Below are 25,137 nucleotides of genomic sequence, written 5' to 3' on the forward strand. Positions count from 1 at the left end.
ATTTACAAAAATAGGAAAGAGGAAGAATATGGAACAAAAAAACAACTCGCCCGCGGTCGTGCAAATTCAGGGCTTGTATAAAAAGTACTCGAAAAAAGCGGATTATGCGATCGAAAACGTGACGTTTTCTTGTCACGAGGGAGAGATCGTGGGGCTTTTGGGCCACAACGGCGCAGGGAAGTCTACCACGCTGAAATGTCTGGAGGGGATGCTGCCTTTTGAAAAAGGCAGCATCTCGATCTCGGGTTACGATATCAAAAAGGAACCCGTGAAAGCCAAAATGAACATGGGATTTGTCACCGATAATCACGCCGTGTTCGTGAAAATGACTGGCATTCAATACGTTTCGTTTATGGCGGACGTCTACAAAGTGTCCACGAAACTTCGCAAAGAGCGCCTCGATGCGCTCGAACAGGTTTTTCAGTTGGGGGACGCGATCAACAACCTCGTGTCCTCTTATTCGCACGGAATGCGCCAGAAGATCTGCATGATGGCTTCGCTCATTCACGCGCCCAAACTGTGGATATTGGACGAACCGATGACGGGACTGGATCCCCGCACTATGCGCGCCGTGCAGGATTTTATGCGCGGCTACGCCAAGGCGGGCAACTGCATTATCTTTTCTTCGCACGCGCTCAACACGGTCGCAAAACTTTGCGACCGCGTCGTGCTGATCAGAAAGGGCAAACAAATTTCCGATATCAACGTAAAAGAAATCATCGCGCGCGATCCTTATTTTGATTTCGAGGAGTACTTTTTACAAAATGAAAGACAAAATTGACGTTTCGCTCCTCAAAGCACTCCTTCGCAAGCAGCGGCAAGAACGCGCCTCCTCGTTCAAAAAGGGCAATTTCGACGCGGTCGGCTTTACGCTGCGCATTTTGCTGACCGCCGCTTTTTTAGTGATATTTGCAATATTTTTCGGAAAATTTTCCGATATTTATCTTTCGATCAAGACGGACGGCGTTTACAATCCCACCGCGCGGCTCTACGAACTTTTGAGCATCGCGTATACCGCGATTCTGATTTTTATGGTCATCGGCGGCGTTTCGCAGATCAACCGCGCGCTGTTTGACGCGGACGATATGAAATTATTTTCCGCCATGCCCGTCGGCGCAAAGACGCTGTATGTTTCCAAACTTTTGACCATTTATGCGGGACAGATATTATTCGCGCTTTTGACGATTTTGCCCGTCAACATCACGATCGCGGTGCATTCTCCGCAGCCCGCCTGGTATTATCTGATGACTGCCGCTGCCTGCGTGCTCCTGCCGCTCATTTCCATTGCGGTCGCCTCGCTTCTGGCGCTGCCGTACAATGCGGTCAAACAGTTTTTGAAACCTCGCTTTCTTTTGAATTTTATCATCGTCACGGCGATCACCGCGGCGTTGTTCTACCTGTACGCCATGCTGCTCGGCGCAGTGAAAGAAATGCTGCTCGGCGACGAGTTGAAATATTTCTTCAATGAACGGGTGATGGATTTCCTGCAATCGTTTGCGAACGTTCTCTATCCGGGCAAATGGCTCGCCAATTTCATGCTCAAACGCGAGCGTTTATTCAGCGGGCTGGGCATTTTGATCATGCTCATCGTCTGCCTGATCCTGTCGATGACCATGATCCGCGCCATCCTGACCCGCGCGTTGCAGTCGCGCATTGCGGGCGGAGAAAACTTTATTTATCCCAAACGTAAACTGACGCAACGCAGAACGACCTTTTCCGCGCTCGTGAAAAAGGAGTTTTTGCAGATCTTCCGCACGCCGTCCTATATGTTTTCTTATTTTTCGGTGGCGGTGATCATGCCGATGATGGTATATTTCTGTATGTCGGTAGGGGCTTCGCTCGTCGTCAAACTGATCGGCGTAAACTGCAACGTGGAACTGGCAATATTTTTGACGCTCTTGTTCGGTTCGCTCACCAACGTATTCTGTACCACAAATATCAGCCGCGACGGCGCCATGTTTTATTCCGTGAAAGCCATGCCCGTCAGTTATAAATCCGTATTCTTTTCCAAAGTTTTTCTGTGTATGGTCGTGACTGCGTACTCGCAGGCGATCTCGGCGCTTTTGCTGTTTGCAACGGGATACTTAAGTCTATGGATCGCCTTGTTTTTATTCGCCGCGGGAATGCTGTGCAGTTTCGCGCAGATCTGCTTTGCCACGCGTTCGGATTTCAACCATGCCAAATTTTCCACGGAAGAAGACGGCGAGATCAAGGAATCGGGCAATACCGTCAGTACGATCATCGTGCTCGGCATGCTCGCCTCGTTCCTGATCGGCGGCGCAGTGCTGCTCATTCGTATGCTCTTCACCCTGCGCGGTTGGAACGGCGAATATATCACTTATTTGATCGTCGGCGTCGTGTCTTTGTGCGCGGCGGCGCTCGCTTACTATTATCTCGTCCGCAAACTCGGTAAAAAATATTACGAGTTCAGCGGCGGAGGCCTGCTATGAGAAAAAATGTCATTGCATTGATGCTTGTCTTGCCGTTGCTCTTCATATTCGTCGTGTTTTCTTCGGGCAACGTGGCGAGTCTGGGCGTGTCCGTTTCGGCGAGCGGCATCGAAATTCTGGAAAAACCCGAACACGATACTCTTCGCCTGGATCTTGCGAGTTATAATAACGATACTCGCCTGAGCGCGGAAGTGCGCCCCGCCAACGCGAGCAACAAAGAATATTCTTTCCGCGTGGAAGAAGTGGAAGGCAGCGAATTTGCCGACGTTTCCGTGAAAGAAGACGGAACGCTGATCGCCAAGAGCGCTGGTTCGGCGCGCGTCGTGGCCGTAAGCAAAGACGGCGGTTACACCGATTCTCTGACGGTGATCGTCGGTTCTTCGAAACCTTACGATTTTGATTTTACTCTCTTTTCTTTCGGCGATGCCGACCGCGAAAATATTCTGACGTCGTCGGAAAGCGGCTATACTGCGCAAGCGTTTTCGGGACGGTTCGGATTTCAGACGACGATCGTGCCGAGCGGGTTTGCGGGGGCGAAGATACAAGTGCTGAGCGGCTTTGCCGAGATCGACGAAGGAGCGGCGACGATCCTTTTGCCTTTCAGCGGCAGAACGGTGCTGTCGGTGACCGTAGAGGGAGGGCTCGGCGGCGATCTCCGCAAGACGGTGACGCTCGACGTTTCCAAGACCGCCACCGTATCGGGCTTTACCGTCAACGGCGGCACGGGGCAAGTGTTATCGCTTGAAAAAGAAAGCGAACAGACGAGTTTCTATGTAGAATCGGACAGCGAACCTACGGTCGCGGAAAACGCGAACGTCGCGGAAAGCGAGGTGACGATGCTTTCCGCAGGGCGTTACCGCGTCGACGTGCGGTTTGCCGAAATGCACGACAGCGAGTTTACCGTTTCGGTGAGCGCGGGCGGAAAAATCGAAGAAGTGGGGATTTCGTTCGAAGACTTCGCGTTCTCTCTCCGTTCGGAGTTGCCCGTGCAGAGCGGCAACGGCGCGACCGTACTTTTGGATACGCCCGTCGCCTTTTACGCGGTGCCGTCGGTCATCGTCAACGGCATAACCTACCGTTGGTCGGTCACGAATACGGCGGATGCGGCGCAGATAGAACTTTCGCAGAACGATAGCGGCAGCGTCTGTACGCTGACTGCGCGCGTGGGCACTGCGTTCACGTTGCAGGCGCAGGCTTACCGCAACAATAAGCCGATGGATATTTATCCCGCGGAACTGGAGATCGAAGCGGTGCGTTCCGTCACGGCGGTGCAGTTTACCGATAAGAGCAGCGTTGGGCTGGCGGGGCGCACGACGATCGCGGGCGAGCGCTATGACGGTACGGGCGATAAAACCGTTTCCAATATTTATGAACTCAAAGTATTGGCTTATAACGTGGACGAGGCCGTGGACGGACTGTCCGATCTGGATTTTACAGTTTCCGACGAGAGGGTGGCGAAACTGTCCGTGACGGACGACCGCGTGACGCTGAGCCCCGTCGGCACGGGAGAAGTGACCGTGACCGCCTCGTGGCAGGGCAACGATTCGTTCGGCAAAAACGTGCGCGCGACCGTCACGTTTAACGTGGCGCACCGCGCCGTGCAGGTGCAGACGAGCGCGCAGTTGTTTAAGGAAACAAAGGCGGGAAAAGCCGTGGTTTTGGGCGGAAATATCAAACTCGGTACGAACGCCGCGGGCGAAGTCCTGCCACTTTCCGAACGCGAATCCATGCTCGGGAAAATGAAATCAACCTACAATATCGAATTCTATAAGAATACGAACGCCGAGGAGAACGCGTACGTCAAATACGTTCTTGAATTCAAAAACGACGTGTACGGCAACGGATACTCCATCGATGCCGAATACTTTACCAACGCCAGGGACGGCACGGGACAGCCGCTGCTGTTCCGAGGCCCCTTGTATTTCGTCAGTTACGGGCAGGTCGCTTCCGTCGCGGGGCAGGACAACGCCGCGTTCCTTATCCGTACGGACGGCGTCACGCTGTACAACGTGACCTTGCTCGGGTGCAGCGACGAATCTTTGCAGACGGAGGGCGGCGGTTACGACCTTTCCAATCTGAACAACGTGGGTACGACGTTGGAGATCAATGCAGACGCGCAGATTTTGAACTGCCGCATCCGCAACGGGCGCAACGTTGTGCGCGCATACGGCGGCAACCGCGACGGAAGCAAGTATTTCATCGACAGCCTTTCCGAAAACAAGGGCGCGGAGAATGAGCGCATCGACGTGCGTATCGAAGGCTGCGTCATTTCGCAGGGACGGGAATTTTTGTTGAAGATCGGCGCGAACCGCGCTTTGCGCGCGAGCAAAGCGCTCTCTTCCGACGTTGCGGCGTGCATCGAACCCAACCTTCTCGACGAAAACGGGAACGCGTACCGCGCGCAGAGCAACCAATATCTGAACGACGAATATTTTTACAAAACGTACGTCATGACCGACGTCGTCTTAAAGGACAGCGTGCTGGAAACGAGCGGACTTTTTACCGTCGGAGTGGAAAGTAACTTCTCGGGCACCGTGCTGTATAAAGATTCGGCGGATCAGGGCTTGAATTTCGAGGGCTGGTCGGGTTCGGGCGGCACGTCGTTCGCGTCCGTGCTCCGTCTGGAAGGCGACGTGCGTCTGTACGACTGGAAGGATCTGAGCCTTGTGGACAGCAGTACGCTCATCGACACAGAAATGTCCGATCTGAAACTCAATATCGGCGCAATGCTCGATTTTGTCTGCAGCAAAGATCCCGCGCGCTACGGAAATCTGATCCAGATCGTGGACGGCAAACAGTACGTGCACGGCGGCATCGCTTATTACGGCGGCGGCAAAAATTACGCGCAACTTTCTTTGGCGTCGCAGATCGCCTCTCTGTCCGATTATTCCTGTTATTACGTGAATATCGACGTGTTGAAGGACGCGGAGGGCGACGTGGGTCATCAGGGACAGATCTTACCGCTCGCGGCGGGCACGCAGGATTTCCGTTTTTATATGTACGGATCCGACAGCGCGAACAATTATCAAAAACAGCAGTCCGACACGGCCGCGGGCATAAAGTATGCGGGCGTAAAGGCAGTTCCGTTGTTTTAAATTCGGTTTATTACAGGCGTCCGCTTATGCGGGCGCCTGTAAATATTCATGATTCCATGAAAATGTTGCATAATAATTCAAATTCAAAACCAAAACAGTTGCATTTATGCGCGTATCGTGATAAAATGAAACCGTATCATAAAACTGTTTTTTATGCTGAAAAACAGCGCGGAAATTTTTCCGCGCCGTAAATTTATACCAGAGGAGTTCAAAAATGAAGAAAGTAGTTTTGGCTGTCATCGCCGCGTTATTGGCGTCGGTACTCTGTTTCGCGATCGTCGGTTGCGCATCGCCGGAAAATGTAAAAGTGATCGACGTAAAACTGACGGACGAAAGTTATGCTTATGCTGTGAAAGAGGGTAACAAAGAACTTTTGGACAAAGTCAACGAGTTTATGGGCAAGCTCAAGAGCAGTGAAGGAATCGACGGCGTCACGCTGGATTCCATCGTCGAAAAGGAAGGAAACGGAAAATTGGGCGATATCGGCTCTGTGCAGACCGTGTCCAAAGACAGGAGCAAAGAATTGGTCGTTTCGACCAATGCGGAATTTGCGCCTTTCGAATATATGGACGGTTCTAAATTGGCGGGTATCGATATGCATGTCGCAAAAATGATGGCGGAATACATGGGCAAAACGCTTGTCGTTTTGAATATGAATTTCGATGCTTCCATTCTTGCCGCAGCGGATGGCAGTTCAGATATTTGCATGGCTGGCTTGACTATCTCCGAAGAAAGAGATAAAACGTTGGATTTCAGCGTTGAATATTACCAGGCCACGCAGAAGATCGCGGTGAAAGAATCCGACACGACTTTTGATAACTGCAAGACCGTCGAAGATGTGGAAAAGATTTTGAAAGAATTGACAGGCAAAAAGGCGGGCGCAGCTACAGCGCAGACGGGATATTTATATTTGGTCGGAGACGAAGGGTTCGGCTTTACCGGATTCAAGAATATAGATGCGAAATCTTACGATTCCATAGGCTTGGCAGTCAAAGATCTGTCAAACGGAAAGATTGATTTCGTTGTCGCCGACGGTACTACGCTCGGATTGGTCGTAAAGGGTATTAACGGTTAATCTGTATGTCGTTTGGGAAAATGTGGAACATCTTCGTTGACGAATTGATTAACGGAGCATATGTCAATATCTTGATCGGGCTGAGAAATACTCTGATCATCGCCATTTTGGGCCTTTTCATCGGGATCATTATCGGAACGCTGATTGCCGCTATTAAAGTTGCGGAGAATCGGAATACGATCGCTAAAGTTTTTGCGCGTATCGGCGATATCTATACTGCGTTATTCCGCGGTACGCCGATCGTCGTACAGTTGCTTGTTTTCCATTATATCGTTTTTCCCGTTTTAGGCATCAATCTGAACGCGGTGATAGAGGCTGTTCTTGTGTTCGGAATGAACAGCAGCGCCTACGTTGCGGAGATCATGCGCGGCGGCATATTGTCTGTGGATAACGGGCAATACGAGGCAGGAAGGACGCTCGGTATGGGATATACGTCTACGATGGTGCGCATAGTTTTTCCGCAGGCTATAAAAAATGTTTTGCCTACGCTCGGCAATGAATTGATTATGCTTTTGAAAGATACTTCTGTTGCGAGCTTTATCACCGTAGTCGATCTTACAAAGGCGTTTACGCTTATTCCCGGTAAAACATACGAATATATGGTTCCTTATTTGATGCTCGCTGTATGTTATCTGATTCTTGTTTTACTTGCTACGGTTTTGATCCGTTTTGTGGAAAGGAGGTTGCGTAAGAGTGAAAGAAAACGCTGACAACGTTTCTGCGGAAAAAAAGCATATGATCGACGTTGTGCACCTTTCCAAACATTTCGGCGATTTAGTCGTTCTGGACGATATTTCCGATACGGTGTACGAAGGGGAAAAGGTCTGCATCATCGGGCCTTCGGGCAGCGGCAAGAGCACTTATCTCCGCTGTCTGAACGTTCTCGAAGACCCTACGTCGGGCAAAGTCATCTTTGACGGCGAAGATTTGTGCGATTTGAAAGTCGACATCAATCTGCACCGCCAGAAAATGGGCATGGTGTTCCAGCAGTTTAATCTGTTCAACAACATGACCGTGAAAAAGAACATCACGATGGCGCCCGTGCATATCGGCAAAAAGAAGATACGGACCGTCAAAAGAAAAAATTTCTTTACGAGGATCGCCAATGTATTCCGCAGGGAGAAAAAGCCGCTCCTCGATTTGCCGTATACGGTGAGCGAGATGAAAGCAAACGCCGAGGCGACCGCCATGCGCCTGTTGGAGCGCATCGGTCTTTCGGATAAGGCGGACGTATATCCCTCCACGCTTTCGGGCGGACAGCGGCAGCGCATCGCCATTGTGCGCGCGCTCGCCATGAACCCAAAAGTCATGCTTTTCGACGAGCCGACGAGCGCGCTCGATCCGGAAATGGTGGGCGAAGTGCTCGAAGTCATCAAGGAACTTGCCGACGAGGGCATGACCATGGTCATCGTCACGCACGAGATGGGTTTTGCGCGCGAGGTCGCCACCCGCGTTCTCTTTATGGACGGGGGCAAGATTGTTGAACAGGGCCCTCCCGCGGAGATTTTCGGGAATCCGCAGAATCAACGCTTAAAGGATTTTCTCTCCAAAGTACTTTAAATTCAACCCGCATTTCTGATAGAATGCGGGTTTTTTTCGCGAAAGGTTGACGCGGGGCGCGTTCCGTGATACAATAATGCGTATGGAAAACAACGAACAATATTTTAACGAATATATGCGGGTGTTGTCCGCAAAATATCCCACGTTTCAGTCGGCGGCGGCGGAGATCATCAACCTCGACGCGATCCTGCGCCTACCGAAGGGCACCGAGCACTTTCTGAGCGACGTGCACGGCGAGTACGAGGCGTTCTGCCATATCATGAACAACTGCTCGGGCGTTATCCGGGAAAAGATAGAGGCGCTTTACGGAAAGGTGATGACCAAGAGCGAGCGCGACGAGTTCGCGACCCTCATCTATTATCCCGCGGCGATCATCGCTGAGATGAAAGCCAAGGGCGTTGCAGAACTCAAAGAATGGTACGCGGTGCAACTTCACAGGCTTTTGGAAGTGTGCAAGACGGTCGCCTCCAAATATACGCGAAGCAAGGTGCGAAAATCCTTGCCCCGCAATTTCGATTATATCATCGACGAACTCATCAATATGGACCGCACCGACTTTAACAAAGAGGCGTATTACAACGAAATTTTCGCCTCCATTATCGAACTGAACCGCGCAGAGGATTTTATCGTCGCAATCACGGACGTCATAAAGAGGCTGGCGGTGGACGCGCTGCACATCGTGGGCGACCTGTTTGACCGCGGCGAAAATCCCGATAAGATCATGGATCTTCTCATGCAGCATCACAATGCCGATCTGCAATGGGGCAATCACGATATATCCTGGATGGGCGCGCATATGGGCAACGAGGCATGTATTCTCACCGTTGTGGATATTTCCCTCAAATACTGCAATATCGACGTTCTGGAAGAATGCTACGGCATATCCCTCCGAAAACTTGCGGTGTATGCCGAAAACTGTATGGACGAGGACGCGCGCTTTTATCCCGTGGAAACCGACGGTCTGGACGGCGACGGGGACCGCGCGACGATCGCGAAAATGCGCAAGGCAGTCTTTTTCATGCTCATGAAAGCGGAAGGGCAGATCATCGGTCGCCGCCCCGAATACGATATGGACGACCGCCAGGTTTTGACGCACATCGATTACCGAAAGGGCACCGTCGTTTTAGACGGGGATGAGGTCAGACTCAACCGCTGCGACTTTATCACGGTAGACCCTGCCGCGCCTCTTACGTACACTGCGGCGGAACGGGAAGTGCTCGACGGGCTCAAACGCGCCTTTTCGCATAGCGAAAAACTGACGCGCCACGTTGCGTTCATGTTCGAAAAGGGCGCGTCCTTTAAGATTTTCAACGACAACCTGATTTTTCACGGCTGTATCCCGCTCAATGCCGACGGCAGTTACATGGAATTCGAGGGACGCAGGGGCAAGGAACTGATGATTTATGCCGACAACACAGTCCGCGCGGCGTACAACGCCTTTTTAAAGGGCGAAACGGACGAAAAAGCGCTGGACTTTGCCTGGTATCTCTGGTGCGGAAAGCGCTCTCCTCTTTTCGGCCGCGAAAAACTGACCACCTTCGAGCGCGTTTACATAGACGACGAAAAATACCATAAGGAAAAGAGCAACGCCTATTACCGCTACTGCAACGACAAGGCGTTCTGCGAAAAAATACTGCGCGATTTCGGCATTGACGGAAAATACAGCCATATCGTCAACGGGCACGTCCCCGTCAAGAAAAAAGACGGGGAGAGCCCTGTCAAGGCGGAGGGGAAACTGATCGTCATCGACGGCGGTTTCTGCAAGGCGTACCACGAAAAGACGGGCATCGCAGGCTATACGCTCATCTACAATTCGCACGGTCTGAAACTGTGCGCGCACGAACCTTTCGACTCCGTGGAAAAGGCGATCGAAACGCGTAGCGACATTCATTCCGAAGTGACCGTATTCGAAACGCGCGAAAACCGACTCCTTGTACGCGACACCGACATCGGGCGTGGGATCTCCTGCCAGATCGACGGTTTGCAGGCGCTGTTGGAATATTTCCGGAATCATCGTCCCACCGATTGCTGATATTTCGCCCCGAACCGCTGAAAGCGGCTCGGGGATTTTTTTATAAAATTTTTTGTAAAAACTTCGTCGATTTACTTTACTAATTTAGCGCGTTAAAGTATAATGGATAAGAAATTTATAATGTAACAAGGAGTTTGCACATGAAAAAATTTTTCACTCTGCTGCTCGCGCTCGTAATGACGGCTGCGATCGGCGTAACCATGTCGGGCTGCAGCAAAGAACTGATCGGATTCGATATCGAACTCGCAAAAGCGGTCGCGGATAAACTGGGCGTGGGTGTCAGTTTCGTGGAGATCAACTGGGACACCAAAGAGGCGGAATTGGATAACCGCAGCATTGACGCGGCGTGGAACGGCTTTACCTACACGAAAGCGCGCGACGAAGGATACTTCGACGAGGACAGAAACCAGCAGATCGGCGGTTTGGATTTTACGGGAATGTATATGGAAAATAAGCAGGTAGCCGTTGTCAAAAAGGAGAACGCCGAAAAGTTCGGCACGCTGGAAGGTTTGAAGAGCGCTAAATCCATGGTCGCAGAGGCCGGCTCCGCAGGGTTTACGACAATTCAGGACGTGTTCGAAAAGGAGCCTGTTCCCGCGAAAAAACAGTTGGATATATTCACCGAAGTATCTTCGGGTGCGAGCGACGTCGGCGTGATCGATGCGGTGATGGCAGGGTACTATATCACCTCTGAAACGGGCGCCTATCACGAATCTCTGTCGGTCGTGGAGATCGAGGGCGTCGAAAAAGAATTCTATGCGGTCGGTTGCCGCGAAAAAAGCAATCTTCCCGCCGTATTCAACCACGTCCTCGCGGGATTATGGGCAGACGGGACCATTCGTAAGATCGGCGAAAAATACGGTTTGCAGGACGTGCTCGTCAACGGATTCGGCGAATACGACGAAAACTACCAATTCCCTACGGACGGCGATTATGCGGCCGTATTGAAAGCGAAAAAATTCGTTGTCGGCTATACGGTATTCGCGCCCATGGCGTATAAAGGCTGATCGGTCCGGAGTTCAGAATGTTTATCGAAATTATCGGCGAACTGGCGTTGGGGTTCCTTACCACTTTGGAATTGTTTGCCCTGACGCTCGTTTTCGCTCTGCCGCTCGGGCTGTTGGTCGCATTCTGCACCATGTCCAGATTTTACCCGCTACGTATGCTCTTCAAACTGATAGTCTGGGTAGTCCGCGGAACGCCCCTCATGTTGCAACTTCTGATCATCTTTTACGGCCCGGGGCTTTTGGGGTTGCCCGCGTTCAGCAACCGTTTTTTGGCGGCTGTCATCGCGTTCGTCATCAATTACGCGTGTTATTTTTCCGAGATATACCGCGGCGGGATCCAGAGCATTTCCAAAGGGCAGTACGAGGCGGGGCAGGTCTTGGGAATGACGCGTTCGCAGATCTTTATGCGCGTCGTGTTGCTGCAAGTGATCCGCCGCGTGCTCGCGCCGATGAGCAACGAAGTCATGACGCTCGTCAAAGACACGTCGCTCGCGAATACTATTTCGGTTATCGAGATCATCCGCGTCGCAACGACGATCTCCTCGACCTACGCGGTCAACATCATCTTTCCGATCTTATATGCGGGCGTATTTTACCTTGCGTTTATCGGCATCCTGACGCTGCTGTTCGGGTGGCTGGAAAAGAAACTCAATTATTTCAGGGTGTAGCGTATGGCGTTTTTGGAAATTAAAAATTATCGGAAAAATTTCGGCGAGAACGAGGTGCTCAAAGGCATTTCTTTCGGGCTGGAAAAGGGACAGGTGCTCGCGGTCATCGGCTCTTCGGGCGGCGGCAAGACCACGCTTTTGCGCTGTCTGAATTTTTTGGAGATACCCGACGCGGGCGAATTGTATTTAAACGGTGAAAAACTGTTCGACGCTGCCGAACTCGGTAAAAAAGCGGTGAAGGATATCCGCAAAAAGCGCCTGCATTTCGGGCTGGTGTTCCAGTCGTTTAATCTGTTTCCGCAGTACACCGTATTTCAGAATATCACGCTGGCGCAAAACCTTTTGGACAAAGAAAATTTCAAAAATCAGAAGAAAGAATTGCGCGCGTCTTTAAAAGAGTGCGGTCCCGACGAGCGTAAAGAAAAAAAAGAAGAACAAAAGCGCGTATTGCAGGAGATCCGCTCCACGCAAAAAGCGCGTGCCGAGGAAAAGGCGAATTCCCTTTTGGACAGGGTAGGGCTGACCGAAAAACGCAACGCCTACCCGTACGAACTTTCGGGCGGGCAGCAGCAGCGCGTGGCGATCGCCCGTGCGCTCGCGCTCAATCCCGATATCCTCTGTTTTGACGAGCCGACGAGCGCGCTCGATCCCGAACTTACGGGCGAGGTGCTGAAAGTGATCAAGGGGCTGAAATCTTCGGACAGCACCATGATCGTGGTCACGCATGAAATGGAATTCGCGCGCAACGTGGCGGATCTGGTCATCTTTATGGCGGACGGCGTCATCGAGGAGATGGGCACGCCCGCGGAAGTATTCGATTTCCCGAAGAGCGACAAGACGCGCGCGTTCCTGCAAAAATCATTGGAGCAGACGCTATGAACGAAAACGGGGATATGACGAAAATTCTCTGCCGCACGCTCCTGAACTGCAAGACGGAAGAGGACTGCCTCGCGCTTCTTTCCGATTTATGCACCTTTCAGGAACAGGAGCAGATGGCGCAGCGCGTCGCGGCGGCTAAATTATTGCTGGAAGGGAAAACGTATGCTGAAATTATGGACAGCACGGAAATATCTTCCGCTACGCTTTCCCGCGTTTCCCGCGCGGTGCACCACGGCAGCGGCGGCTATGCGCGGCTGATTCCGCGCGACGGACGATAAGGCGGCGGCTATGATCGATTTTGAGGCGCTTAAACGCTTTATAGAGGCGAAAAGAACGCCGCCCCGCAAAGTACTGCGGGCGGCGTTCAAAATCGATGCAGAATGCGAACCGCGCGCTTTGTGCGGCGCGGCGGAAACGGACGAAAACGCCCTGCGCGAAAGGATCGGAAAGCGGGGCAAGACGTTTTCGGAAATGCTCTTTTACTGGATCGACGCGCGCGGCGAAAAGGACAGCGACGTGTACAAGCGTGCGGGCGTCGATCGGAAATTGTTTTCCAAGATCCGTTCGGACGCGAATTACACGCCCAAAAAGCGCACGGCGATCCTGTTTGCCTTTGCGCTGTCGCTCAACGAAGACCAGGCGCGCGATCTTCTCGCGCGGGCGGGTTATTCTTTGTCCGATGCGGATACGACGGATATCATCGTACAATATTTTTTGCAGACGGATAACCACGACCTTTCGGAACTGGACGAGGCGTTGGTGCGTTTCGGAGAACAACCTGTATATTCGGAATAAAAAAGAGAGGGGACCCCGACCGGGGTTCCCTCTCTAAGCGTATAGGGGCAGCGATTGCTCTGTAAACTCCTGTATGCGGCGGAACATGAGTTCGTGTCCCATTTCGTTGGGATGGATCCCGTCCTCGCTGATATAGTCGGGCATATTGTTTTTCAAAAGAAAATCCGTGCGGAAATCGATAAAGGGACAGCGGTTCAAGAGAGCCGCGCGCAAAATTAAATTGTTGTAGCATTCCTGATGACGGGAAATGTTGGTCACGTCGCCCGTGAAAAAGTGCAGCACGGCGTCTTTATCCGCACGAGCGGCGATGATATTTTGAAAATATCGGTCGGAATACACGGGCGGCAGCGCCGCGAGATAGGTGTGTATCCCGCCTTTTTTCAGTTTTTGTACGTTTTCGTTCAAAAGGGAGAAAAACTCCGAAGGCGGCGTGTTCGGTTCGTGCTGCGCGTCGGGATGTTCGCCTACTTCCTTCCAGTTATAGTCGCAGTCGTTGCCGCCGAGTGCGATGACCAGAACTTTGTTGGGTTTGTGCGCGTTGTTTTCCAGATACGTATCGAAAAATCCTTTTTGCACCGTCTTTTTCAGCGTCTGTCCGAACAGCGAAAAGTTTTCGATGGAAACCCCGTAATGTTCCTGCATCAGTTTTACGGTGTTGCGCTCGATTCGCATGATCTTATTATCCTTTAAAAATAATCCCTTGGCGATGGAATCTCCCATCACGGTGATGTCGAAATCATTGAGCATAGTCATAGTCGTCCTCCTTTTCCATTATGCCTGTTTTTGCGGCGTCTTAAACGATCTATAATATTATTTTAGTGCAATTTTTCGCAAAAGTACACCTACCGTGCCGAATTTGCGTTATACTCTTATTTATGAGGCGGTAGAGTCGACGTTTTTCGCCTCTACCGAAAGTAGAGTGTTGCAATAATCACACAATGTAGTCTGTTTGAAAACGGGAGAAAGGAGGTTATCCGCGAAAATATTTGTATATAAATACAAAATAGCCGAAAAATACTTTTTACAAGCGGCGCGGAATATGGTATAATAGGGATATGGACGATCTCAAAACGATTATCGCGCGGAACCTGGCGGATTGCCGCAAGGCGGCGAATCTGACGCAGTTGCAACTCGCGGAAAAATTGAATTATTCGGATAAGGCAGTTTCGAAGTGGGAGCGCGGTGAGAGCGTCCCCGACATTACCGTGCTGTGCGAACTCGCGAAATTGTACGGCGTCACGCTGGACTATCTCGTGACCGACCGCGGCGGCAAACCGCCCAAAACGCGAAAACAGGTCACGCGGGAAGTACGCAAACGCATTTTGATCACCCTCATATGCTGCGGGCTTGTCTGGCTTTTGGCGACTTTCGTCTTTTCCATGCTCTTGATGTGCGGCGTCGAAAATTACCGCGTGTGGCTGGTGTTTGTGTACGCCATGCCCGCGTCGGGCGTTATTCTGATCGTTTTCAGTTCTCTGTGGGCGAACAAATACTGCACGGCGGCGTCCGTTTCCTTTCTCGTATGGACGCTGGCGCTTTCCATCTATCTGTCCGTTCCCATGGTGCAGAACATCTGGCTCGTATTCGTCATCGCGGTGCCGTTGCAACTTTTAACGATCTTCTGGTTTATCCTGCGCGGTCAAAAGAACAAATAAAGTCACCCCGCTCTTCTTAACCCGCATACAATGGTATGTACGTCGGGAGGGAAGTATGCAGAGAAATATCGCTTTGGTCAATTTGGACAACGTCGTCCGCAACGCGGAAAATATCCGCTCGGTCATCGGTTCGGCAAAACTATGCGCGGTCGTCAAGTGCGACGGCTACGGCCACGGCGCCGCCGCAATCGCGAACGCCCTGCACGGGGTATGCGACTCGTTTGCAGTGGCGCTCGTCGACGAGGGCGCGCAGATCCGCGCGGCGGGGGTGGACGAGGATATCCTCGTATTGCAGCCCGCGCTTGACGAAACGGAAGTTCTGCGCGCTGCCGCTTACAACATGATCCTCACGCTCGCGGACGACAACGACTTTTTGCTCGTGAAAAAGACGTGCGAAAAATTCGGAGTACGCGTGCGCGTGCACCTGAAAGCCAATACGGGCATGAACCGCCTGGGCTATGAATACTGGCAGTTCCTCAATTCCTGTCTGCTCGTGAAAAAGCAAACGGATATTTCGGTGGAAGGAGTGTATTCGCACTTTTATCTTCCCGAAAGCAGATCGGAAACGCGCGCGCAGTACGAGTTGTTCCTGCGCTTTTGCAGCGTGGCGGAAGGGGTGTTCGGAAAACTTACCAAACACATTGCGGCGAGCGGCGGCGTATTTGCCGACGCCGCCTATCATATGGACATGGTGCGCTGCGGCATCGCATTATACGGCTATCTGCCGCGCGGCATCAGATCGGATAAGCGTTTTTTGCCGGCGCTCTGCGTATACACGCATGCGGCGGCGGGCAGAAAATACGAATTCGGCGGCATCGCCTACGGCCGTGCGAACGGCAGGTCGGGCGATCTGACGACGCTCCGCATCGGCTACGGGGACGGGTTTTTCCGTGCGGGCGGGATCGGGAATATCAACAATCTGTGTATGGACGCATGCGTGGTGTCGGGCGCGCACGCTAAGGGCGAGCCCGTGCTCGTTTTCGCCGACGCGGACGAATACGCGCGGCGGCATAACACCATTTCGTACGAGGCTCTGTGCTCTGTCACAAAGCGCGCCGAATTCGTGTACGTGCGCGGCTTGGAGCAGAAAAATAAGGAATGACGATGCAAAAGCAACAACTTCGCGCCCGCATGAAAGCGCTGCGCGCAGCCTGCGAAGATCGGCGGGCGCGGGATAACGGCATATTCGAAAATCTGTTTTCCCAACCCTTTATGAATGCGGAAACGTTTTTCGTCTACGTTTCTTTCGGGAGCGAGGCGGATACGCGGCGCATCATAGAGGAACTTTTCAAACGAGGCAAAACAGTCTTTTTACCCCGCGTGGCGGGGCAACGGATGCAGTGCGTCCGCTACGTCGGACAAGCGCTCGAAAAGGGCGCGTTCGGCATTATGGAACCGCAAGGGGACGCCGAAGAAATTGTGCCCGACGTATGCCTGACGCCGCTTCTGGCGGCTGACAGGCGCTGTGCGCGGCTGGGCTACGGCGGGGGATACTACGACAGGTTTTTTATGGACAAGCAGTTGTGCAAAGTCGGGCTCGCCTATTCTTTTCAGATCGTAAACGAAGTGCCTGCGGAGCCGACGGACGTTTTTTTGGACGCCGTCGCGACCGAGCGGGAAGTATTATATCGGAGGTAAATCGCAAATGTTGCAATGGGCATGGGAATATACCAAACGCGTGGGCACGCTGCTCATTATGAATTTTCTGTTCGGGATCACGATGTTCCTCGTATTCGCGCTCGATAACGTGGCGGCGCGCGTTGCGATCGTCTTTGTCATGCTGGCGGCGATGTTCGCGCTGGACTTTTTCCTCATGCGTTCCGCGGGAGAACAGGATTTCAAGATGAGCGTCATTGGCGAGGCGAAGCGCAGGAATAAGCCGAGCGGCGCGCCCGAAGGGCATTCCACCTATCATATCAGCAAGGAATACCGCGTATATAAGGGCTTTCTGATCGGGCTGATCACCATGGCGCTCGCTATCGTTCTGATCGTCGCCGCGCAGATGACCGGCTCGAACGGCGTGAAGATCGCGCTGTTCATCGTTTACGGCTGGCTGTATTTTCCCGTCGTCGCCATCAGTCTGGAAGCCAATCTGTTTTTCTGTCTGATCGTGTTCGCCGTTGCGCTGACGCTGTTCGGCGTTTCCTATATCATCGGCGGCGAAAAGGGGCGCTTGCAACACTATATCCTGTTGAAAAAAACCAATGCTATTTCCGAAATGGAGAAGAAAAATTGAGGATCATCGGAGGAAAATTCCGCGGCAGAGTGCTTACGGGTTTTAAAGGAAACGATATCCGCCCGACCGCGGACAGGGTAAAGGAATCTCTATTCAATATTCTCGCGCCCGAAATTCACGGCGCAAATCTGTTGGATCTATTCTGCGGGTGCGGCAACGTGGGGCTGGAAGCTATCTCGCGCGGCGCCGATTACGTGGTGTTCAACGACGTTTCCAAAGACAGCCTCGCCGTGCTCAGAAAGAATCTGTCTCTTTTAAAGACGGACGCGAAAATTTACAACTGCGATTTCAGATCGCTGCTCGGATCTTTGGATATGACTTTCGACGTCATTTATATCGACCCGCCGTATAAAAGCGGTTTCGGCGCGGAGGCGCTTTCGATTATCGGCGAACGGAGATTGCTGACGACGGGCGGCGTCGCCGTATTCGAGAGCGATAAACCATTCGAAGGGGAGATCGCGTCGCTCGTGAAATACGACGAGCGCAAGTACGGCAGTACCTATCTCACGTTTTTTACCCCCGATTGAGGAGTTATTATGAAAAAATGCGTCTTTGCGGGCACGTTTGACCCGCCTACCATCGGGCACCAGGATATCGTTCTGAAATGTTTGGAAATTTTCGACGAAGTCGTGGTCGCTTTGATGATCAATCCCAACAAACAGCCGCTTTTCAAAACCGAAGACAGGCTTATGCTGCTCGAAAAGGTTTTTTCGGGACACCCGAACGTCAAAGTCGTCGCGTACGACGGACTTTTGGTGGATCTTCTGCGCAAAGAGAATACCAAATTTTACGTGCGCGGCATTCGGAACGGTACAGATTACGATTACGAAAACCAACTCAATTACATCAACTGCGATATGTACAAGCAGATGATCACCATTTTTCTGCCTACGCGGCAGAATCTCGTGCATATCAGTTCCAGTCTTGTAAAAGACGCGCTCAGGTTTCATAAAAACGTAGACGATTACGTCCCCGCCGAGATCCGCGGGGACATTCGGAAATTACTAGATACAGAGGTCAGATAAATGTTCAGAAGAGAAGAAAGGATTCCCGAAGCGGAAGAGATCATTGCCGAAACGCCGCTGCCCGAAAATTTACGGAAAATAAAGCGCGGGCGCGACGAACTCGCAGGCGAAGTTATCCGCGGCGATACGGACAAGTTGTTGCTCATCATAGGTCCCTGTTCGGCGCACGAGAGCAGACCCGTTTTGGACTACGTGGAAAAACTCGGAAAACTCAACGAGCGCGTCAAGGATAAAATCGTCATCGTGCCGCGCATCTACACCAATAAACCGCGCACCAAGGGCGTGGGTTACAAGGGTATGTTCACTCAGCCCGACCCCAATGGTAAAGAAGATATTTTAAAGGGGATCAAGACGCTTCGTCAACTGCATATCGACGCCATCGGCATCAGCGGGCTTTCGGCGGCGGACGAAATGCTCTATCCCGAAAACTACGCCTATGTGGAGGACTTGCTGACCTACATCGCGGTGGGCGCACGTTCAAGTGAGAACCAGATGCACCGCCTGGTTTCCAGCGGCATCGAACTTCCCGTAGGGATCAAAAATCCCATGAGCGGCAGCATTCCCGTGCTGCTCAACTCCATTTACGCCGCACAGAGCGAGCAGATCTTCAAATATCAGAACTATCAGGTCAAAACGACGGGCAACGAATTGGCGCATGCGGTACTGCGCGGTGCGGTGGACAATTACGGCAACGATATTCCCAATTTTCACTATGAATTCGTGATGAAAGTCATCGAGGGCTATTCAAAGAGCGGGCTGAAACACCCCGCCATCGTGATCGACGCGAATCATTCCAATTCGGGCAAAAAGCACAGACAGCAGATCCGTATCGTCGAGGAGGTTTTAAACAACCGCCTGTACGACAAGGATTTCAAAAAGTACGTCAAGGGCTTCATGATCGAAAGTTTTCTGGAAGAGGGCTGTCAGAGAGAGGATATCGTCTACGGAAAATCCATCACCGATCCCTGCCTGGGGTGGGAAGATACCGAGCGGCTCGTGCTCGATATCGCGGACAAGGTATAAAAGATGAAGACCGCATATCTCGGCCCCGAGGGGAGTTATTCGTCGCTTGCCGCCCGCAAATTGTGCCCGACGGCAGAGTATCTGCCCCGCAAAAGTTTTTATGCGGCGGTTTCCTGCGTGCTCGCGTGCGAGGCGGACTGCGCCGTTCTGCCCGTGGAAAACACGTTGCAGGGCGCCGTGGCGCAAAACCTCGATCTCTTATATGCCAGCGCCGAATTATTCGCCGTAAAGGAATACCTGTTGCAGATCGACCATCGCCTGATATTCCGCCGCGGCGTAAATCTTTCCCGTATCGAGCGGGTATTTTCTCACGAACAGGCCATACTGCAATGCGGGAAATTCCTTTCCGAAAATCTGCCGCAGGCGAAGATCGTCTATACCGACTCGACGGCGGAGAGTTTGTCCGTCATGCAAAAGGAAACGGACGCGGGGATCGTGGGCGCGCATATGGCGCGCGAAGGCTACGAACTTTCTGCGGAAAACATTGCCGACGAAAAGAAAAATTTTACGCATTTCCTGCTCGTAAAAAGGGGAGAGGAACATCTCCCCGTGCATTCCGGACGCGTATACTTTGCGGCGTCCTGCCCGCACGAACCGGGCGCGCTTTTAAAGATGCTGCAAATTCTCGCGGTGTACGATCTCAATATGACGAAGATCGAATCCCGCCCCAAAAAAGATTCGCCGGGCGAATATAACTTTTTTATCGAATTCGAGGGCGATATCGCGGCAAACGGCGTCCGCGCGGCGCTCAGCCGCCTGCAGGAGTATACCAAAAATTTCAAACTTTTAGGTTGTTACTGAAACAGAAAACAAAACAGCAGGCACAGCGCAAAGGCGGTAAACGCCTGTATGATTTTAACGGGCAGAAAATATTTAAGTTTGACGCCCGCTTTTTTGAAATAACAGATCTGCTGGGCGAGAATGGATACGCCGCCGAATGTAATGACGAATGCGGCGAGGGAAACGGACAGCATTCCCGGATTTTGCGCCAGCAGTTTGCAGCCGTGCGTCGCCTCGATGAGCCCCTGCGTAAAGGCGGCGGCGAGTTGTCCGCTCTTGTCGAAGGGCGATAAAACGAGCGAGAACAGCGATTCTGCGGGTAAGAGCAGATAAAAGTCCGAAAGGATCTGCGCCAGAATATAGAATACGGCGATGAACGCGCCCACCACGAGGATGGAAGTCACCGCGCCGTACACGCTCTCGTACAAAATATTGTCGGCTGCAACGAGCCTTCTTTGAGGCGGTTGGGCGGCGGGTTGCTTTTTTGTGAAAGCGGAAAACACCAGGCACACGAGCACGACCGCGAAAATATGCGAACAGAAAAGGATCAGTCCGATCTTTTGACTGTGGAACATGGCGGCGCCGACGCTCGCAATGACGAACAGCGGTCCCGAAGTGGAACACAGCGGGCTCATCCTCGTCGCCTGCGCGTCGGTGATCAAGCCGTTTTCGCGAAGGTCCGCAAGCATGCGGCTGCCCACGGGATAGCCCGACAGCGCGCTCATCGCAAAGCAGTAGGAGGCGATGCCCGGCATCTTGAACGCCTTTTCGCACAGCGGCGACAGGACGCGCGAGGCGCGCTCGGCGACGCCCAGTTTCGTGAGCAGCGCCGTCAGAACGAAAAAAGGGAACAGCGAGGGGAGCACGAAATACAGCCACAACTCCAATCCGCTCAGACAGCATTTCGCATACCGTTCGGGAAACATTGCCAAAAGTACGATGATGGCAAGTATGGCCGCCGAAAGGGAGGCGTACAAAATTTTTTTCGATTTGGTCATACAGTAATTTATGTTACGGGAGTATACAATTATGAGTAAAACATTGGGTCTTGCGCTCGGCGCGGGAGGTACGCGCGGCATCGCGCACGTGGGGTTTTTGAAGGCTCTCGAAGAGGCGGATATCCGCCCCGACTATATCGCGGGTTCTTCTATGGGAAGCGTGGTCGGAGCCTGCTATTCCAAGGGCATGACCTGCGACGAAATGCGCGACATCGCATTTGAGTTGAAGACGACGGATATCCTGGACGTAAGCCTCATTGCTCTGGCGAAACTGGGACTGTTAAAATCCGTCCGCGTCAGGAAACTTATATCGGGCTTTTTGGAGGATTGTACCTTCGAACAGTTGCATATTCCTTTTTGCTGCGTGGCGGTGGATTTAAAGACGGCGGAACTGAAATGTTTTTCCGAAGGCAGCGTCGTGGACGCGGTTCTCGCGTCCAGCGCCATGCCTACGGTCTTCCGTCCTGTGGAGATCGACGGTATGCTTCTCGTCGACGGCGGCGTTTTGTGCCGCGTTCCCGTCAGAGAAGTCAAAAAGATGGGCGCCGACGTGGTCGTCGCCGTGGACGTTCTGGGGAAAGTTGAAAAACTCGACAAGGTGCCGAACGTGCTTTCGCTCGTGACGCGCGTTTACGATATCATGGACTGCAAGCGCACGCAGACGGTGCATACCAAGCACAGCCGCAAGATCGATCTGTGGCTGGAACCCGAAATGGAAGACGTGAGCCAGTACAAAGTGAAAAATATCGAAGCCGCCTACGAGGCAGGCTATCGGATCGGCAAAGAAAACGCCGAAAAGATCAAAGAATTGATCTCAGAGTAATAAAATTATGGATTTATTCGATCTCAATAACAACGAATACGAGGCGAAACCGCTCGCTGAAAAAATGCGTGCCAGCAATCTGGACGATTTTATCGGGCAAAAACACATCGTTTCACCCAACAGCCTGCTGCGCCGCGCTATTTCTATGGACCGGCTTGGCAGTTGTATTTTCTGGGGACCGCCCGGCTGCGGCAAAACGACGCTCGCGCACATCATCGCTTCGACGACCAACGGTAATTTCGTCAAATTGAACGCCGTGCAGAGCGGCGTCGCGGACGTGAAAAAGGCAGTGGAAGAGGCGCGCAACAGTTTGAAAATGTACGGAAAGAAGACTTATCTTCTTCTCGACGAGTGCCATCGTTTCAATAAGACGCAATCCGATTCCCTCCTTCCTTCCATCGAGCAGGGAACGATCATATTTATCGGTTCCACTACGGAAAATCCCTACGCCTCGATGACGCCCGCCATCGTTTCGCGCTGCCGCGTGTTCGAATTCAAGCGCCTTTCGGAAGAGGAGATCACGGGCGCTTTGAAAACCGCTCTCACTTCCAGAAAGGGATTGTACCAATACAAGACGGACGTGTCCGAAGACGCTTTGAAACATATCGCCAATATGTGCGGGGGAGATCTTCGCGCCGCGTATAACGCGCTGGAACTCGCCGTCGTCACCACGCAGCCGCAGTCGGACGGCACCGTGCGCGTGACGCTCGAAGACGCGGAACAGTCCATCCAGAGAAAGGCGCTTTCCTACAACGAGGACGTGTATTACGATCTGTTGTCAGCGTTCTGCAAGAGTTTGCGGGGGAGCGATTCCGACGCCGCGCTCTATTACGCCTTCCGCCTCATCGAAGGAGGCTGCGATCCGATTCTCATCTTCCGCCGCCTGATCGCTCATTCCAGCGAGGACGTGGGTATGGCGGATCCGCAGGCGCTCGTCGTGGCGACTTCCGCGCTTTACGCGTTCGAACGCATGGGTCCGCCCGAAGGGCTGATCCCTCTGACAAACGCCATTATTTATGTTTGCGAAGCGGAAAAATCCAATTCCGTCATTACGGCGATGGGCGCGGCGAGAAAAGCCGCCACGGAGATCCGCGATGACAATATCCCGCCCTATCTCAAAGACAATTCTTACGGCGACGCGGCGGCAAAAGCGCAGAGCCGACGCTATAAATACCCGCATGATTACGGCGGTTACGTCAAACAGCAATATCTGCCCGACAGCCTGAAAGACGCCGAGTTTTATAAACCCTCCGACCGCGGCTACGAAAAAACCGTGCGTCAGATCCGCGTCAAAAAGGGAATGGAGTAGGAATTGCGATATTTAAATCAGGATAAAAATCCCGCTTTACATCCGCGATAAATTGTGATATAATGTTTCGAGAAAATAATTATTCGTATTTTTAATTCAAATGAGAAACCGAAGGTCTGCGAAAAAATCGCGTCTTCGTGAAAATGTAGGATGGGAACGAATGAATAAAGTTATGATGATATATTTTCTGGTTTTGGCGGCAACCGTGATCGTCTATTACGCTTTGCCTCTGAAACGCAGATGGATCGCGCTGCTTGCTTTCAGCATCGTATTTTATGCTGTGAACAGTACATATCTATTCGTATTTATCGCGAGCACGACGCTCAGCGTCTATTTCTGCGCACGCTATATCCAAAAATCCAACGACGCTCCCGTTGCCGCGGGCGAGGATCTGGCCGCGAACGCGAAAAAAGTAAAAAAACAGAATAAAACGGCCGTTGCCCTGATCATCGTCTTTAACCTGGCGATCATCGGGGTTTTAAAATATTATAATTTTTTCGGCGGTACGCTCAATTCGCTCTTTTCTTTACTGCACATCGATGCGAAAATTCCCGCTATGAAAGTATTGCTTCCGCTGGGGATTTCCTTTTATACCTTGCAGGCGATCGGGTATCTCATCGACGTATATCGCAAAAAGTACGCGGCGGAAACGAATTTTTGCAAACTTTCGCTCTTTTTGATCTTTTTTCCGCAGATCCTCGAAGGGCCCATCAGCCGCTACGATCAGACCGCCGACCAACTGTATGAGGGACACAAGGCGGATTATAAGGGCATCACCTACGGATTGCAGCGCATCTTGTGGGGGCTGTTCAAAAAAATGGTCGTCGCGGACCGTCTGTACCTTTTGGTCAAGACCGTTTCCGACAATCCCGGAAACTTTTCGGGGTATGCGAGCCTTTTGTTTATTTTCTGTTATACATTGCAACTTTATGCCGATTTTTCGGGCTTTATCGATATCGCCATCGGCAGCGGCGAGTTGTTCGGCGTCAAACTTCCCGAAAATTTCAAGCGTCCGTTTTTTGCGAAGAGCGCGCAGGAGTTCTGGAAACGCTGGCATATCACGCTCGGCGTGTGGCTGAAAGAGTACGTCTTTTATTCGGTGGCGCTCTCCCCGAAAGTCGTCAAAAGTTGCGGTAAACTCAAAAAGCGCTGGCGCAACCACTTTACGAAAATGCTGCCCACGGCAATCGCGCTTCTGGCAGTCTGGCTGTGCAACGGACTTTGGCACGGACCCGAATGGAAATATATCGTCTACGGCCTATACTATTTCGTCATCATCGTCAGCGGCATGATGCTGGAACCTCTGTTCAGAAAACTGTATCAGAAAATTCATCTCAATCCCGACGGCAAAGCGTTCACCGTCTTTCGGCATATCCGGACTTTACTCATCATATTTATCGGGGAAACGATCTTCGGCGCGAACACGTTGGGCGACGCGTTCATGATATTATCTTCGGTTTTCAGGCCGTATCACGGCTCGATCTTCTCGCTGGGAATGGACTTGCAGGAGATCGTGGTGGCGTGCCTTGCGCTTTTATTGATGCTCGGCGTGGGTATCGTACAGGAAAAGGGCATCGGCATCCGCGACAAAGTGGCGTCGGTGGCGCTGCCTGTGCGCTGGGCGTCGTATATGTCTTTGATTTTAGTCATTCTTGTTTTCGGCGCTTACGGCGATATGTATAATCTCGTCCCGTTTATTTACGGAAATTTCTGACGGGAGGGAAATT

The 25,137-nt window shown here is 52.1% G+C and carries 25 protein-coding genes; 23 read left to right on the forward strand and 2 right to left on the reverse strand.

The genetic code is table 11. The annotated features are described in order from the left end of the window. Positions 1–28 precede the first annotated feature (28 nt). The 12 genes from ESZ91_RS10430 to ESZ91_RS10485 all read left to right on the forward strand — a co-directional run bounded on the left by ESZ91_RS10430 (position 29) and on the right by ESZ91_RS10485 (position 13,561). On the forward strand, positions 29–781 hold the full coding sequence (locus ESZ91_RS10430; RefSeq protein WP_129227009.1) for an ABC transporter ATP-binding protein: 753 nt from the start codon (positions 29–31) through the stop codon (positions 779–781). Next, a complete protein-coding gene (locus ESZ91_RS10435) occupies positions 765–2,450 on the forward strand; it encodes a hypothetical protein (RefSeq protein ID WP_129227011.1) in 1,686 nt (561 codons plus the stop codon). Before ESZ91_RS10430 ends, ESZ91_RS10435 begins: the two co-directional genes overlap by 17 nt. After that, positions 2,447–5,545: an Ig-like domain-containing protein gene (locus ESZ91_RS10440; protein WP_129227013.1), complete on the forward strand. Its 3,099-nt coding sequence runs from the start codon at positions 2,447–2,449 to the stop codon at positions 5,543–5,545. The genes ESZ91_RS10435 and ESZ91_RS10440 overlap by 4 nt, the downstream gene beginning before the upstream one ends. 214 nt (positions 5,546–5,759) lie before the next feature. Further along, a complete protein-coding gene (locus ESZ91_RS10445) occupies positions 5,760–6,620 on the forward strand; it encodes a transporter substrate-binding domain-containing protein (RefSeq protein ID WP_129227015.1) in 861 nt (286 codons plus the stop codon). A 5-nt stretch (positions 6,621–6,625) separates the two neighbouring features. Further along, positions 6,626–7,330: an amino acid ABC transporter permease gene (locus tag ESZ91_RS10450; protein ID WP_129227017.1), complete on the forward strand. Its 705-nt coding sequence runs from the start codon at positions 6,626–6,628 to the stop codon at positions 7,328–7,330. 25 nt (positions 7,331–7,355) lie between these two features. Further along, on the forward strand, positions 7,356–8,180 hold the full coding sequence (locus ESZ91_RS10455) for an amino acid ABC transporter ATP-binding protein (RefSeq protein ID WP_129227120.1): 825 nt from the start codon (positions 7,356–7,358) through the stop codon (positions 8,178–8,180). Positions 8,181–8,262: 82 nt separating this feature from the next. Then, on the forward strand, positions 8,263–10,212 hold the full coding sequence (locus tag ESZ91_RS10460) for a fructose-1,6-bisphosphatase (RefSeq protein ID WP_201270907.1): 1,950 nt from the start codon (positions 8,263–8,265) through the stop codon (positions 10,210–10,212). A 140-nt stretch (positions 10,213–10,352) separates the two neighbouring features. Further along, entirely contained in the window at positions 10,353–11,219 is an 867-nt protein-coding gene (locus ESZ91_RS10465) for a transporter substrate-binding domain-containing protein (protein WP_129227021.1), read from the forward strand. Positions 11,220–11,236: 17 nt separating this feature from the next. Beyond that, a complete protein-coding gene (locus ESZ91_RS10470) occupies positions 11,237–11,887 on the forward strand; it encodes an amino acid ABC transporter permease (RefSeq protein WP_129227023.1) in 651 nt (216 codons plus the stop codon). A gap of 3 nt (positions 11,888–11,890) precedes the next feature. Next, positions 11,891–12,766 carry an amino acid ABC transporter ATP-binding protein gene (locus ESZ91_RS10475; protein ID WP_129227025.1) on the forward strand — a complete coding sequence of 292 codons (876 nt, stop codon included), beginning with the start codon at positions 11,891–11,893 and terminating at the stop codon, positions 12,764–12,766. Then, a complete protein-coding gene (locus ESZ91_RS10480) occupies positions 12,763–13,044 on the forward strand; it encodes a YerC/YecD family TrpR-related protein (RefSeq protein ID WP_129227027.1) in 282 nt (93 codons plus the stop codon). The genes ESZ91_RS10475 and ESZ91_RS10480 overlap by 4 nt, the downstream gene beginning before the upstream one ends. A gap of 10 nt (positions 13,045–13,054) precedes the next feature. Beyond that, a complete protein-coding gene (locus tag ESZ91_RS10485) occupies positions 13,055–13,561 on the forward strand; it encodes a hypothetical protein (protein ID WP_129227029.1) in 507 nt (168 codons plus the stop codon). Between the two features lie 33 nt (positions 13,562–13,594). Here ESZ91_RS10485 and ESZ91_RS10490 read toward each other — a convergent pair whose 3' ends face one another. Then, complete coding sequence (locus ESZ91_RS10490; protein WP_129227032.1) at positions 13,595–14,314, reverse strand: SGNH/GDSL hydrolase family protein; 720 nt, start codon at positions 14,312–14,314, stop codon at positions 13,595–13,597. Between the two features lie 302 nt (positions 14,315–14,616). On the opposite strand from ESZ91_RS10490, the gene ESZ91_RS10495 reads away from it, so the two are divergent. Genes ESZ91_RS10495 through ESZ91_RS10525 form a run of 8 tightly spaced genes read left to right on the forward strand, consistent with a single transcriptional unit; the run spans position 14,617 to position 20,301 of the window. Beyond that, complete coding sequence (locus tag ESZ91_RS10495; protein ID WP_129227034.1) at positions 14,617–15,216, forward strand: helix-turn-helix domain-containing protein; 600 nt, start codon at positions 14,617–14,619, stop codon at positions 15,214–15,216. A gap of 55 nt (positions 15,217–15,271) precedes the next feature. Continuing rightward, the gene (alr, locus tag ESZ91_RS10500) at positions 15,272–16,318 is read left to right on the forward strand and encodes an alanine racemase (protein WP_129227036.1); all 1,047 of its coding nucleotides are present in this window, start codon (positions 15,272–15,274) and stop codon (positions 16,316–16,318) included. A 2-nt stretch (positions 16,319–16,320) separates the two neighbouring features. Then, entirely contained in the window at positions 16,321–16,854 is a 534-nt protein-coding gene (locus tag ESZ91_RS10505) for a 5-formyltetrahydrofolate cyclo-ligase (RefSeq protein ID WP_161971144.1), read from the forward strand. 7 nt (positions 16,855–16,861) lie between these two features. Beyond that, positions 16,862–17,452, forward strand: coding sequence for a hypothetical protein (locus ESZ91_RS11675; RefSeq protein WP_161971145.1), 591 nt, complete (start codon positions 16,862–16,864; stop codon positions 17,450–17,452). After that, positions 17,449–17,979 carry a 16S rRNA (guanine(966)-N(2))-methyltransferase RsmD gene (gene rsmD, locus ESZ91_RS10510; protein ID WP_161971146.1) on the forward strand — a complete coding sequence of 177 codons (531 nt, stop codon included), beginning with the start codon at positions 17,449–17,451 and terminating at the stop codon, positions 17,977–17,979. The genes ESZ91_RS11675 and rsmD overlap by 4 nt, the downstream gene beginning before the upstream one ends. Positions 17,980–17,988: 9 nt before the next feature. Then, positions 17,989–18,477, forward strand: a complete 489-nt coding sequence (gene coaD / locus ESZ91_RS10515; RefSeq protein WP_129227042.1) for a pantetheine-phosphate adenylyltransferase — start codon at positions 17,989–17,991, stop codon at positions 18,475–18,477. Beyond that, the gene (locus ESZ91_RS10520; RefSeq protein WP_129227044.1) at positions 18,478–19,500 is read left to right on the forward strand and encodes a 3-deoxy-7-phosphoheptulonate synthase; all 1,023 of its coding nucleotides are present in this window, start codon (positions 18,478–18,480) and stop codon (positions 19,498–19,500) included. Between the two features lie 3 nt (positions 19,501–19,503). Continuing rightward, a complete protein-coding gene (locus ESZ91_RS10525) occupies positions 19,504–20,301 on the forward strand; it encodes a prephenate dehydratase (protein WP_129227046.1) in 798 nt (265 codons plus the stop codon). On the opposite strand, the gene ESZ91_RS10530 is transcribed toward ESZ91_RS10525, so the two are convergent. Continuing rightward, positions 20,295–21,278, reverse strand: coding sequence for a nucleoside recognition domain-containing protein (locus ESZ91_RS10530; RefSeq protein WP_129227048.1), 984 nt, complete (start codon positions 21,276–21,278; stop codon positions 20,295–20,297). The genes ESZ91_RS10525 and ESZ91_RS10530 overlap by 7 nt on opposite strands. A gap of 31 nt (positions 21,279–21,309) precedes the next feature. On the opposite strand from ESZ91_RS10530, the gene ESZ91_RS10535 reads away from it, so the two are divergent. The 3 genes from ESZ91_RS10535 to ESZ91_RS10545 all read left to right on the forward strand — a co-directional run bounded on the left by ESZ91_RS10535 (position 21,310) and on the right by ESZ91_RS10545 (position 25,124). Next, complete coding sequence (locus ESZ91_RS10535) at positions 21,310–22,101, forward strand: patatin-like phospholipase family protein (RefSeq protein WP_161971147.1); 792 nt, start codon at positions 21,310–21,312, stop codon at positions 22,099–22,101. Between the two features lie 7 nt (positions 22,102–22,108). Further along, entirely contained in the window at positions 22,109–23,410 is a 1,302-nt protein-coding gene (locus ESZ91_RS10540) for a replication-associated recombination protein A (RefSeq protein ID WP_129227053.1), read from the forward strand. A 160-nt stretch (positions 23,411–23,570) separates the two neighbouring features. Then, positions 23,571–25,124 (forward strand): MBOAT family O-acyltransferase, encoded by a 1,554-nt coding sequence (locus tag ESZ91_RS10545; RefSeq protein WP_161971148.1) that lies wholly within the window; start codon positions 23,571–23,573, stop codon positions 25,122–25,124. The last annotated feature ends 13 nt before the right edge of the window (positions 25,125–25,137 follow it).

The organism is Candidatus Borkfalkia ceftriaxoniphila (assembly GCF_004134775.1).
In the GTDB taxonomy this organism is placed as follows: Bacteria; Bacillota; Clostridia; order Christensenellales; family Borkfalkiaceae; genus Borkfalkia; species Borkfalkia ceftriaxoniphila.